Source organism: Oligoflexus sp. (genome assembly GCF_035712445.1).
Lineage (GTDB): Bacteria > Bdellovibrionota_B > Oligoflexia > Oligoflexales > Oligoflexaceae > Oligoflexus.
Window position 1 is genome coordinate 148,939 of record NZ_DASTAT010000097.1, and the last position, 12,083, is coordinate 161,021.

Sequence of the window (12,083 nt, forward strand, 5' to 3'; positions counted from 1 at the left end):
GAGGACTGGTATTTTCCGCGTTTTGATATAAAGTACGTGGGCCTTGAAGAATTTGTTGTAAGGGAGTCATTAAATTATGACGGAAGTAGCTCAGGAAAAGGAAACTGGAAAAAAAGGCAAAGCCGCCGCTGCCGCCGCTGCCGCACAGGACGATGCCGCTGAGTCTGCGGATACCCGCGCGGGCGCGCAGGCCGCTGGCAAGAAAATCCGCCTGACTCTGGCTGAAGATGATAATGCTGCTCTGGCCCAATTCCAGACCGCTCTGAAAGATCGCGGCGTCAAGGGCGTGGAACTCAGTGACATCGTCACCGAAGCTCTGGCCACAGTTCCCCAGGAATGGTGGGATGCCAAGATTGAAGAGCTGACTCCGTTTGAATATAAACTGCATGCAGCCCTCGGCAATCCTGAAATGCGCGCCAAGCTGATGTCTTTGCTTGATGGCAAGAAAGCCTGAGATTGAGCGATTGGATTGCGGCATTACCCATTGCACCGACCTGGCTGGTCCTGCTCGGACTGGCTATTGGTGTATTGAGCGGACTTTTAGGTGTGGGCGGCGGCATACTCATGACGCCCGCTCTGCATATTCTGGGTCTGTCGATGCCCATGGCTGTGGCCACAACTCTGACGCAAATGGTCGGCGCTTCCCTCTCGGGTTCCTTCAAACATCTTCGCAATAAAAATGTCTCGCTGCCTTTGGCTTTGATCTTCGGCATTCCCGGTATGGTCGGCATGCATGTGGGACGCGTAATCATGAGTGCCTGGGCGAAACAGGTGCATGCCGACGAAGGTCTCAGCTGGCTCTATATGGGACTGATGGCCTATCTGGGTGTGTCCATGCTGCGGAAATTGCGGAAGGGGCAATCCGGTGAATCCAAGGCCCCCATGCAGGGTTGGTGGACGCGCGGCCCGTCGGTGACCATGCGCGGTCATCCTCATGCGATTCCGCTCCTGGCTCCGGCCGTGGTCGGTTTTTTGGTGGGTATACTTTCCGCGCTGACAGGCCTGGGTGGTGGGTTTTTCTATATCCCGGCCTTTGTCTTCCTCGGCGGCTGCAGTATCAAGGAAGCGGTTGGCACCAGCCTTGCGACCGTGTTTCTGTCGAGCGCCTATGGAGCGCTCGCCTATGGTGCCGCCGGTCTATCGAATGTCCCCATCGCCCTTCTTTTGATGATCGGCGCGATCGGTGGAGCCCAGCTCGGCGCGTCGTTGGCTCATCGTTCACGCAATGAGAGCCTGCAGCTCCTCTTTGTCCTTTTGATCTTTGCCGCTCTCGGCTCCATGCTGCTCAAGCGCTTGCATTATGATCTGACCGCGCACATCCTGCTTTTCGGCAGCGGCCTTCTATTGATTGTGATCGCCCTCTTCAAGGTTTTGAAACCCCGGCGTAAACCAACATCCTGATTATTTTTGGACTGCAAAACCTGCCCATCCTGGCCTTTCCAGGCCCATGCTAGACTGAAAGCAAAGACATATTCCTGTCGCGAGGTAGGCATGTTCGAAAACTTGGAAACGCCGTGGAAGTATGTGGCGATGGCCCTGGTCTTCCCGCTCTTTTTTCAAACTGATGTGTTTCAGTTCGTCTGGGGCGCGCAGGATCCCTTGAGTATAGCGCTCGCGAAACGTATCCTGCTGCTCTTCCCGGCCGCGGCGATCATCTTCTGCTGCTGGGTTTCGGTGCCGAACGTGCTGTCCATCATCGTGAGGCAGAACAGGCGGGAGTTCATCTCGGCCTTCTTCCTGACCTGGTGGGACCTCGGTCGCGCGATCTTTCACTTCTGGGGCGGCATCGTCCGCTTCATAATAAACCTTGGGGGCTGGGCTTACGGTTTCGTACGCCTCGTCGTTCTGGGTTTTCTTCTGATGGCCAAGGACCTTCTGCTCTTTCCCATGCGGGCCTTCGGCGAGGTTTCCAATACCAGCTTTCAACGCGGGATTCCCTGGCCGGCGATCATGATGATGATCGTCTGGACCTTTGTGGAGGCGGCAATTTTTACCTTCGTCATGCATGACCTTGTGGTCAACGTGATGGAAAGCTTCAGCGACGGCGAATTTCAAGGTGGAACCATCCTGAAAATCGGCCTCTTCGTGGTCTTCACCTTCTTCGTCCTGGGGTCGTATGCGGTGATCCACACCCTGGGCCAGGCGGTGAAGGAAAAAAGATGGGGTGCGGTGGTCGCCTATGCTCTGATTGAAATCATCGTGGCCGCAGTGGAAACCGTGCTCTTCTACCGTGAATTCGTGGATGCCCTGGTGCCCTGGTTCGCCCAGCACGCCGGTGATAACTTTGAACTCGGCATCGTCGGAACGCTCAGCATTGCCTTCGCGGTCTGGTTCGGTATCCGCTGTATGACCTGGTTCCTCTTCGGAGCCTCGGCGATCCCCATGCTCCTGGCCATGATTCAAAGAACCGGGATCAGCATGGAAGGCAGCACGCGCTCGGCAGTCAGCAGCGGCAAAAGCCAGAATCCCATGCTGGTCTATATTCACAGCGCCATGACTGAATTCCGCGAAGAGATGGACTGGGTGCAGAACAAGGGTGATTACATCCTCAGTTCCTTCCTCGTGCCGCCCCTGCAGATCCTCGCGGTCTGCATCAACTTCTGTACGCTTTTGATCGGTGGCAATCACCTGTTCCAGCTGCCGTTCCGTAGTTTCCAGGACATCCTGGATACCAAGGATCTGATTGAAAAAGCCCGTAAATCCGTGCGAAAGGATTGAACCATGACTGTTTCCAAACTGCTGCTCCACATCTGGCTCCTCTCGCTGATCTTCGGCGCGCGTCCGGCACTGGCTGATGACGACAAGGACGAACCCAAGGGCAACATGGTGATGTTCGTCGGAATGGATATCAGTGGTTCGTTCAAGAACCGCAAGTATTTCGACGACTCCATAAAATTCGCGGCGCATTATCTTTATGCGCATTTGCATGGGATTGGCGGACTGAAGGTTCCTGGTTCTCTTTTTGTGGGACCTATCGGCGGCGCGACGGTGGATGAGGCGAAGACCTTTTTCCCGATTCAGACCTTTCAGTACAAGAAAATCGAAGAGATCGAAGCGGAACTCAGGAAGATTTTCCCCATGAAGATCACCAACAAGTTCACCGACTTCAATGCCTACTTCGATCAGGTGGCGACCTTCATTAAGAACAGAAAGCTCATGATGAAACCCACCGAGATCATTCTTTTCTCGGATGGCATTCCTGATGCGCCGACGCCGAACGGCAAGACCAACTACAAGATGCTGAATCTGAAGCCCTTGGAAAACCTGAGTCGGAAGATGACGGTCCGCGTTCTTTATACGTCCGCGGTCACCGGCGCCGCCTGGCAGGAGGAAGTGCCGCGCAAGCGCGTGCGCGTCTGGACCCAGGATGATCAGGTCATGGCTCAGTGGCACGCTTCGGACATCTTTTTGAAGGATCAGCCCTTCGAAAAGCAGGAGCGTCTTTTCAAGTGGATCAAGGACAATGTGGACTTTCCGGTCCGCGAAAAAAGGGTGAATTGAACGCCTGTCCTGGGCTATCTTGTGCGGACAGCTCGCAGGGCTGATACGCCGGAAGTCCCAGGAAAGGATAAGTCACTTTGAATACATCTCATCAGGAAGCGCGGGGCCCCCTTGATATCGAAGGGCTTAAGGCTCAGGTGGAACGCCCCAGTCGCGCGGTAGTTACTGCAGGTATGCCCTACGCCAATGGTCCTTTGCATCTCGGTCATCTGGCCGGCGCGCAAATTCCCGCGGATGTCTATGCCCGCTGGCTGCGCATGCTGATCGGCGCTGAGAACGTGCTTTATGTCTGCGGCACCGATGACCACGGCTCCACCAGTGAACTCGCCGCCATGCAGGCCGGCAAAACCATCCAGGAATTCATCGGCAGCATTCGCGAAAAGCAGCGGGATACCCTGCAACGCTACAGTATTGCCATGGATATCTATACGGGGACTTCGCACCCCGATTGCTTTCCCATTCACAAGGAAACGGCGCAGGATTTTCTCCGGCGTCTGGATAAGAACGGGATGCTGAATAAAAAGGTCAGCCGCCAGTGGTTCGATACCAAGCTCGATCGCTTTCTGCAGGATCGCTTCGTGCGCGGCCAGTGTCCGAATCCCAAGTGCGATAACAAGGACGCGTACAGTGACGAATGCGATCGCTGCGGCGCGCATTATGATCCGACCGAACTGCAGAATCCACGCAGCGCATTGAGTGATGCGACCCCGGAACTCAGGGACACGCTTCACTGGTGGCTTGATATGTGGCGCGTTTCCGAGCAGCTGCGCATCTGGGTGCAGGGCAAGGAAAAGAAATGGCGTAAAGCCGTCTTCACCGAAGTGATCGAGACGGTTCTGCCCTCGCTGCGTTTTGATAATACCTTCGAAGCCCAATACAAGGAAATCAAAGCCACGCTGCCGAAGCATAAAAGCAAATATGCGGCCGGTAAAAAAGTGGCTCTGACCTTTGAAAACAAGCAGGATCTGGCCACGGGCCAGGCCGAGCTGAACAGGAATAAAATCCCGAGCGAACTCATCGACGGCTGGGCGCATCGGTCGATTACGCGCGATGTGACCTGGGGCATTCCTTTGCCGCCGGAGATGGGTGCGGAAACCAAAGGCAAGACCCTTTACGTGTGGCCGGATTCCTTGATCGCGCCTATTTCCTTTTCCAAGGTCGCGTTGAAAGCCAAAGGCAAGGATCCCGAGCTTTACAAAGAGTTCTGGCGTGATCCCAAGGCCCGCGTCTATCAGTTCCTGGGCCAGGACAATGTCTTCTTTTATACGATCATGCAGGGCGCCCTGTGGCTCGGCACCCAGGATAATCCTGAGCGTCTTCCCAAGGAAGGCGACTATCAGCTCACCGAGATTTTCAGCGTCTATCACCTGATGATCGACGGGGAAAAGATGAGCAAGTCGCGCGGCAATTTTTATTCCGGCGATCAGCTGCTGGATGAAAAAGGTTTCCACCCCGATCAGGTGCGGTATTTCCTGGCGCTTTTGAGTCTGCCCGAGAAAAGCTCGAACTTTGATTTCGAAACCTTCAAGGATCGCAATCGCTTCCTGGCCGGTCCTATGAATGCCGCCTTTGAAAAACCGATCGCGGCCGCCCATTCCAAATTCGATGGCAAGGTGCCCGATGGCCAGCTGATGGAAAAGGTTCAGCAGGAAACCACGCAGATCATCAAGCGCTACCTGCGGTCGATGGAACGCGCGGAATATTCCACGCTACTTTTTGCGATCGAAAACTATGCCCGGCAGATCAACAGCCTTTTCACGCAGTTCAAGCCGCATGATGACCGTCAGCCCGAGGACAGCCGCCGCGATGCGCTTTTCTCGTGCTTCTATGTGCTGAAGAACATCATGATCATGCTCTATCCTTTTGTGCCGGATACCATGAACAAGGTGCGTGAGTCGCTGCGTTTGAGCCCGGATGCGTTTACGATTGAAGAGCTGGGCCGGCCGATACCAGCCGGTCATGCGATCGGTGAGAAGCAGCAGTTTTTCCCTGCTGCTGAATAAGGAAAATCCAGACCTATTGGATGCTGGTCTTGTCCGCATCCTCGGGTTTGGTCTGGGCTTTGGCAATGGCCTGCAGAACGACTTCACGGATCTGCTGGCGTTGCTGAGCCTCGACCTTGTACTGCCCCTCGCAAATCTGCAGCATCGCATCCAGGTCCTTCGGATTTTCAATACCCTGATTTTCGCGGAACTGCGATTCGATGCATTCACTCAGACCCTGGGCGTAACCGCGTCGCGCCATTTCCTGGGTCAAATTCATAAAGACGCTTTCGAGATTGCTTTCCGGTTCCTCCTCGACCTCTTCCGCCGCCACGCTGGTATTCACATCCCCATCGAGCGCCTGCTCGCTGGCGTTGCGCTCATTGGCAATGGCTTCGGTCTCCTGAGGTTTGGTCCGACTGGCTGGCTCGGGCTGCTCCAGCGGCTGCTCTTCGATCAGTCCCACGGTTTCCGCGGGTTCGGGTTCGCTCCGACCCCTGAAAAAGAGGGATGAGGCGGCAAGCACGACGGCCAGGAGCAATATGAAGCCCAGACCAAATTTAACATTGTTCACGCGTCTGTCCTCCTGCACTTTCCCTATGTTTACCGCAATTTTGCAAGGGATGCTAGCGGCGAGCTTGATTCGGCTTCAGCCAAAGTGATCCCGTGGACAGAACTGCGGTGATGCTGTAAAAAGCATGAACACCTGGGGAGGCATCATGTCGGATCGAAAAAGCCAGCTCGTCATGCAACTCGTGCCTTTGATCGAAGACGAGATGCGTGTCCTGCAAAAATCCTTGGACAGCGCCTCCGAAGCCGCCACGCATCCCGAGGCCAAACCGGAAAACAAGTACGACACGCGCGGCCTGGAAGCCTCGTACCTTGCGGGAGCCCAGCGCGAACGTCTGCAGGAACTCAAATCCATGCTGCTTCTTCTGCAGAACATGGCCATGCGGGATTTTGCGGAGGACGACAAAATTGGACCCACGGCCCTCGTGGAACTGGAGCAGGATGGGCGGTCTTCCCTCTATTTTATCCTGCCGCTAGGGGCAGGTTTTGGACTCCAGTGGGAAGGGCAGCCGGTGCTGGTCGTCACGCCGCAGGCGCCTTTAGGCCAGGCGCTGATGAATAAGATGGTCGGAGATGTGGTGAAGGTGAAAGCCGGTGGCGTGATCAAGGAGTACGACGTTGTCCGGGTATTGTGAGACGTGATTCAAGGCCCGTCGACCCACGCGAGCTCACCTTAACGGTTAAAAACAAACATAATTAGTTCAATATTATCAATTGGATATATGAGTCTCTTTACTTTTGGTTTAAAATAACCGATAGTTTGGTGAAGGAGGCCAGGTTCCATGCCGACCCAAACAGCACGAAGTTACAGCCCTGAACAAATCCGCCGGGTTTTGGGGAAAGCCTTTTGGGGCATTGCTCGTTTCTACGAATTCCGTCGTGAAGATCAGGCTATTTTACTCGGTCTTTCCAAGAACAATCGTGCTCCTCTTGGCAAGCTCGAAGAGAACGCATCCATTCCCGACGCAGAGTCTGCCGAGATTGTTGTTGGACAGCTCGTGGGAATCCATAAAAGCCTTGGCATACTTTATCCGCGTGCTGATGAGCTCGAAGGAAATCACAGGCTCAAAGTTTCTTTTTTCAGACGGCCGATGAAAGAGCTCAGCGACAAGACTCCGATGGAATTTATTCTGGAGGACGAACGTCGGCCCATTTCGAGGTTGACTGCGCTCAGACGGATTCTTGATATCAAGCGCACTGCGGGATGAGGTTAAGTTTTGGAGCCTAAGGAACTTCTTGAGAAAACCAAGGATTCGAGGTTTTCGGGCCCGGTGTTTCGAGCTATTTTTACTTCCTTTCCGACTAAAAACTTATTTGCAGATATCGGCTTTCGAGAAGGAGATCCAGATCTGGAAATCCTTAAAGACCTGGCTAACAGAGATTCCGGGATCGATTTTTCAAAACCCCAGCAGGAGCAGCCTTTTCAATATGGTGACCTGGAAATTTTTTTAAAGGGGTATATCTCGGAGGTGATTGACAGAGATGAGCTGCTCTATCCTTTGAAATACGCGCAGTATGGTCGATTTTCAGATGGCCGCTATCCCGTCTTTTATGCTGCTCTGCAAGAAGAAACGGCCCTTGCTGAAGTAGCGTTTCATTTTTTGAAAGACTGCGAATATGAACAGAATACGACTCCGAGCTTTATTGATAAAGTGGTGGATAAAAGAGTCGTAAGACTTGATCTTGATGTGCCAGGTGTGAGGGACTTTCGGCCTTTTGCGTCAGAGGCAGCAGGTCTTACCGCTGACTCTTACGACTTTTGCCAGGCTCTTGGAAGCCTCGTCCATGATCAGGGTATTCCCATGGTTCTGTCAACTTCGGCTCGAGCCACAGGAGGTACAACAGCGCCTATTTTCAAGCCGAATGCTCTCCCTGGGCAAAATGCAAAAACCCTCAGGTTCTATCATTTTCACTATAGCAAGAAAACAGGCCTGAACATCAAAAAGTCAGATTATCACCAAACCCTGTACGAACCACCATTGTCATGGACGTTCCATCTGCATTGAGGGCAAGGCTCAATACTCATGCATCTTCGGAGTCCGCGACCCATACTTCAAACTCCGAGTGCGGGTGACTCCGGCCAGTTTTTTATCCTCCTGCAGGATAACCCGATGACCGGATACGGTTTCAATCTCCATAAGACCATCAATATGCATTTTCAGGCGTTTGAACTCGGCGTTTTCCCGCGCCTGAGCCCGGGCGTCTTCAAAGTCCTCAGCACACACAAAAAAGTTGGTATGGTTTTCGAAAAGGCCCTGACCCACGCTCGGATCATAGTATCCGCAGTGCACCATATAGAGACGCTTCATGCTGACTCCCATTTTTAAGTCTTGTCACGGGTGCGGCAGGTGAGATAACGCTGCTTGACCCGATTGGCAAACCAGGATGTGGAAAGCGGCCGCATTAATTTTGGCGACACGAGCTCCACTTCGGGAACACGGGCATAGGCTGGCTTGCGACCCTTGCGCGTCTGCCAGACCTCGCGCACCCTTTCCCAGGAGTCAGTGCCTTCGAACTCCTCGCTTTTTTCTTTTTTCAAATCACGACGAATGGTCCAGGCGGAAAGATCATTTTTCTCACCGAACGCCAGAAGAGCTTTCATCGTTTCCGTTTCAATGGCCTTCGCTTCCCCGTCCTCATCATAAGCAAGAAGATCACCATCCAGCGCCAGGGCCCGGCCGGTGAGGTCCTTCAGCATAGCCTGAAATGCAGCATTCCGTGAGGCATACATACCGACGTTGAAATCCGCGAAGCGATAAATGAGATCATCATAGGACGCCGGATAATTGATAAGCCGCGCCGTACCCACCCGGATACCGCCCATCCGCGTATAAAGATATTCCCGCAGCTGCTCCTCGCTCATCGACTTCAGCTCATCAATCTCCCGTGCATAGGCGATCTTCACCTGCATGCTTCCGGCGGTGGTCACCGGATTCAAATTCTGCAGCGAACCCTTGCCGAGAATCAGGGAAATCGCCGACGCGATCGCATAGGTTCCCGGCAGGCTTTGCTTATAGGTCGCCGAGATATCGCGGAAGAAGCGGTCCAGATCGCGCTCCGTCCTTAATCTATTGATCCTTTGATTGAAGGTTTCATTGCTCCCCGGCGCCTTGCCGGACAGAAGAGTATCCAACGCGGGCTGAGCCAGGGGACCGAGGCGTGCGAATTTTTTCTTCAAACCCTCGCGCACGATCTGAGGAAGATTGGGCACCACGGGATCAGTCTGATAGCCGGATTCCTGTTCAATCACAGCGATGACGGCGCAGACGCGTTCGGCCGTAATTTCCTTATCGAGGGAACGCAGAGCAAAGGCAATATCATCGGCCCAGCCTTCGCGATCGGGCACATGAGGCGGTATGTGTTGAACGATATCAACTGTTGCAAGCTGCGGCGCGGCGCCCTCGCCAAGGCCATCAGCACCCGGCGTCACACAGCTAACAAGATTGACGGACAAAGCCAGGCCCAGGAATACAGCAGAGATGCGCATAGTTCTCTTTCTCTCGCGAAAAAAATCCCTCCCCATCTGACCTGAGGCGGGCTCTGGAGACAATGGGTTTTATTCTTTATCCCCGAATTCAAACACCGTCAAAATATGCAGGATGCTCGACAAAGCCCTTCGTGCGCGGGATACTCGCTCGTGAGAATTCAGGATTTAATCAAGGAGTAGCTCATGAAAAAACTATGCCTCGCCAGTCTTTTTCTTGCTCTTCCTGCTTACGCTCATGTTCCCTATGTCGAAGGACTTGATTATAAGGACGATGCCGCGTTCACAGCTCAACCGCCGATCGAAAAATCCCTGGCTCTTTACTCCAGCTTCAGCAACGCGACCGATCAGGATCGGGTGGTTTTCACGCTGACGGAAGCGGATTTCAAAGATGCCAAGGCCGTGGTGGATGCCGCCGGTCGTCCAGGTCGCAAGGTTACTTTCAATACCATCGTTCCCGCCTGTGCACCTTATGCCTCTGTGCTGCCCAGCGTAGCGTTGATCGGTCCGCAGCAGGACGGTTTACCACAGGAAGCGGCTGATGCGCAGCTGCCGTTCACCGTGGCTGCGGATCAGGGCGTTTATGCTCTCAGCAATACAGAGCAGGGACCTGTGATTGAAGAAGGCATCACAGGCACGCGATACTTTGAACAGAAAACCGGCTCGCTCATTGTCACAGTTCCAGGCCCCTATGAAATTGTCGTGTGGGAACCCGCAGGCCGCATAGCTGACTATGTGTTGGTCGTCGGCGACGAAGAGATTTTTGGCGCCGCTGACATCATGCAATCACTCAAACGCATCACTTATCTGCGTGCGGGCCGTGAAATCAAGGACCAGACCTGTCGGCAGGAATTAAAACCCTGATCAGAGGTTTCAAACTTTTTAGTAAGTTCAAAGAAAGAACTTTCCTCGACAGCTGAAATACTTCACAACTTCTTTTTTCCTGCGGAATCGCGCCAGAAATGTGTCGGTGATTCCGTACAGGCAAAAAAGAAGTTTTTTGTTTCAACCTGTTTTGAGGATGCCATGTCTTTGAATGCATTACCCATGCTGCTGCGGAGTCTGCCTTTGAGTTTTCTCCTCATGTCGTGCGCCCCTTCCTCTTTGAAAGCGGAAGAAGCCACGCGCGGACAAAAGAGTTGGGCCAAGGGTTCCATCATCAACACAACATTCAACACCTGGTGGAAAGATGGACGCTGGGAATCCGATATGGGACCGCTGACAACGTTTGAAGGCGGCCTTGCCTGTGATCACAAGGCTCGCGATGAGGGCTTCGCCCGCAAATACCGTGAAGGTGATTACGCGGTCTGGTTTGTGGCGCCGAGTGATCTGATGGATAAGCTCGGCCTTCAGCGCTGCGGACCCAATGCCCACGGCGGAGAGCCTTCCTGCTATGAAAACTGGGATCTATGCGGCCGCAAGCTGCGTTTGACCTGTAAATCAGGGCATCCGGGTTGCGCGGAACCCGGCAGTCCTTCGCTTCTGGCGGAAATGAACAAAGGCCGTGTGCCGCAGAACAATTATATCCCGGAAATTTTTCGGCAGAAGGCCCAGGAGCGGGTGGGACATGAACCCAGCACTCCGCATTCCATCGTTCTCTACATCACGGATTTCTGTCCCCAGGCTCATAGCCAGAACATCCCATCCGGTCACTGCCAGGGACCACAGGTGGATATTTCCGCCTCCGCATTTTTGCTGCTCGCCAAACAAAACGCGCAGGGATTCATAGATGGCAATCTGGAATATGATGTGGAGCTGCTCGATGCCCATGATCCCACGCCTGCAGGACCTGAGTGGACCCCTGCCCCTCGCTATCCCTACTGCCAGTCGAATCAGGGCCAGGGCTACGGCGATCAGTGGGTTGCGGACGGTCTGACTTTGGCCAAGGATCAGCCTGATTACAGCGACAATTCCATCTGCATCGTTCACTGATTGCAAAAGGTCCGTTCAGGACGGCGGGACCGTCCTGAGCATTCTTCTTCAATTCAGCATGAAGTGAAAATTACGCCCATAATCCGAGTCATAGGAACGGCAGCTGGTGCCGGTGTAATACTCGAAACTTTCATTTTCAAACCAGAGCGTCAACTCCCGACCTTCGGGCACCCTGAAGATGATGTCCTGCTGACCCCGAAGATTCCAGGTCATGCCGTAAGTCAAGGCGGGAAGCTCAAAAGCTTTTCCATCCACGACGGCATGGGGATGAACATTCCATGAGGCCGTTCCCAGGTAACCGAAAGCCCGGCAGCTGGTGGCGCGATTCAGATCATAATGCAGCCGCAGAGGTTCTCCAGACCGGATGACTCCCTCCTGGGTCACTGTCCAGTCTCCGTGGAAGGCGAGCAGCGGGATATCCGGGAGCGCGGTAATCGGGAAATTATAATTCCGTCCATAATTCGAGTCCCATTCCACGCAACCCGTGGCATCTGATCCCTTGAACCAAAGGGCCAGCTCTTTGCCTTTGGGAACGACGAAGTTCGTTCTTTGCGCGAAAAGATACGGCGTGCCCTGTCCGCCCATCAGGTCGAACGCTATCGCTGGCGCTCCAT

The 12,083-nt window shown here is 53.9% G+C and carries 14 protein-coding genes; 10 read left to right on the forward strand and 4 right to left on the reverse strand.

Features of this window, described 5'->3' with window-relative positions:
• The first annotated feature begins 76 nt into the window (after positions 1-76).
• The 5 genes from VFO10_RS21555 (at position 77) to VFO10_RS21575 (ending at position 5,504) form a co-directional block, all read left to right on the forward strand.
• Positions 77-454: a hypothetical protein gene (locus VFO10_RS21555; protein WP_325144047.1), complete on the forward strand. Its 378-nt coding sequence runs from the start codon at positions 77-79 to the stop codon at positions 452-454.
• Between the two features lie 2 nt (positions 455-456).
• Complete coding sequence (locus VFO10_RS21560) at positions 457-1,401, forward strand: sulfite exporter TauE/SafE family protein (protein ID WP_325144048.1); 945 nt, start codon at positions 457-459, stop codon at positions 1,399-1,401.
• Between the two features lie 90 nt (positions 1,402-1,491).
• Entirely contained in the window at positions 1,492-2,718 is a 1,227-nt protein-coding gene (locus tag VFO10_RS21565) for a hypothetical protein (RefSeq protein ID WP_325144049.1), read from the forward strand.
• Positions 2,719-2,721: 3 nt separating this feature from the next.
• Positions 2,722-3,501: a hypothetical protein gene (locus tag VFO10_RS21570; RefSeq protein WP_325144050.1), complete on the forward strand. Its 780-nt coding sequence runs from the start codon at positions 2,722-2,724 to the stop codon at positions 3,499-3,501.
• A gap of 77 nt (positions 3,502-3,578) precedes the next feature.
• Positions 3,579-5,504 (forward strand): methionine--tRNA ligase, encoded by a 1,926-nt coding sequence (locus tag VFO10_RS21575; RefSeq protein ID WP_325144051.1) that lies wholly within the window; start codon positions 3,579-3,581, stop codon positions 5,502-5,504.
• Positions 5,505-5,517: 13 nt separating this feature from the next.
• Here VFO10_RS21575 and VFO10_RS21580 read toward each other — a convergent pair whose 3' ends face one another.
• Positions 5,518-6,057, reverse strand: a complete 540-nt coding sequence (locus VFO10_RS21580) for a hypothetical protein (protein WP_325144052.1) — start codon at positions 6,055-6,057, stop codon at positions 5,518-5,520.
• Positions 6,058-6,202: 145 nt separating this feature from the next.
• On the opposite strand from VFO10_RS21580, the gene VFO10_RS21585 reads away from it, so the two are divergent.
• From VFO10_RS21585 to VFO10_RS21595, 3 genes are all read left to right on the forward strand, one after another.
• Complete coding sequence (locus tag VFO10_RS21585) at positions 6,203-6,688, forward strand: GreA/GreB family elongation factor (protein WP_325144053.1); 486 nt, start codon at positions 6,203-6,205, stop codon at positions 6,686-6,688.
• Between the two features lie 147 nt (positions 6,689-6,835).
• Positions 6,836-7,261, forward strand: coding sequence for a hypothetical protein (locus tag VFO10_RS21590; RefSeq protein WP_325144054.1), 426 nt, complete (start codon positions 6,836-6,838; stop codon positions 7,259-7,261).
• Positions 7,262-7,270: 9 nt separating this feature from the next.
• Positions 7,271-8,059: an RES family NAD+ phosphorylase gene (locus tag VFO10_RS21595; RefSeq protein ID WP_325144055.1), complete on the forward strand. Its 789-nt coding sequence runs from the start codon at positions 7,271-7,273 to the stop codon at positions 8,057-8,059.
• 9 nt (positions 8,060-8,068) lie between these two features.
• On the opposite strand, the gene VFO10_RS21600 is transcribed toward VFO10_RS21595, so the two are convergent.
• Complete coding sequence (locus tag VFO10_RS21600; protein WP_325144056.1) at positions 8,069-8,362, reverse strand: DUF1543 domain-containing protein; 294 nt, start codon at positions 8,360-8,362, stop codon at positions 8,069-8,071.
• A gap of 14 nt (positions 8,363-8,376) precedes the next feature.
• On the reverse strand, positions 8,377-9,540 hold the full coding sequence (locus VFO10_RS21605) for a DUF1615 family protein (protein WP_325144057.1): 1,164 nt from the start codon (positions 9,538-9,540) through the stop codon (positions 8,377-8,379).
• Positions 9,541-9,723: 183 nt separating this feature from the next.
• On the opposite strand from VFO10_RS21605, the gene VFO10_RS21610 reads away from it, so the two are divergent.
• Complete coding sequence (locus VFO10_RS21610) at positions 9,724-10,401, forward strand: hypothetical protein (RefSeq protein ID WP_325144058.1); 678 nt, start codon at positions 9,724-9,726, stop codon at positions 10,399-10,401.
• Positions 10,402-10,563: 162 nt separating this feature from the next.
• Positions 10,564-11,469, forward strand: coding sequence for a hypothetical protein (locus VFO10_RS21615; protein ID WP_325144059.1), 906 nt, complete (start codon positions 10,564-10,566; stop codon positions 11,467-11,469).
• 48 nt (positions 11,470-11,517) lie between these two features.
• On the opposite strand, the gene VFO10_RS21620 is transcribed toward VFO10_RS21615, so the two are convergent.
• A partial coding sequence (locus VFO10_RS21620; RefSeq protein WP_325144060.1) for a DUF6209 family protein occupies positions 11,518-12,083 on the reverse strand: 566 nt, incomplete at its 5' end.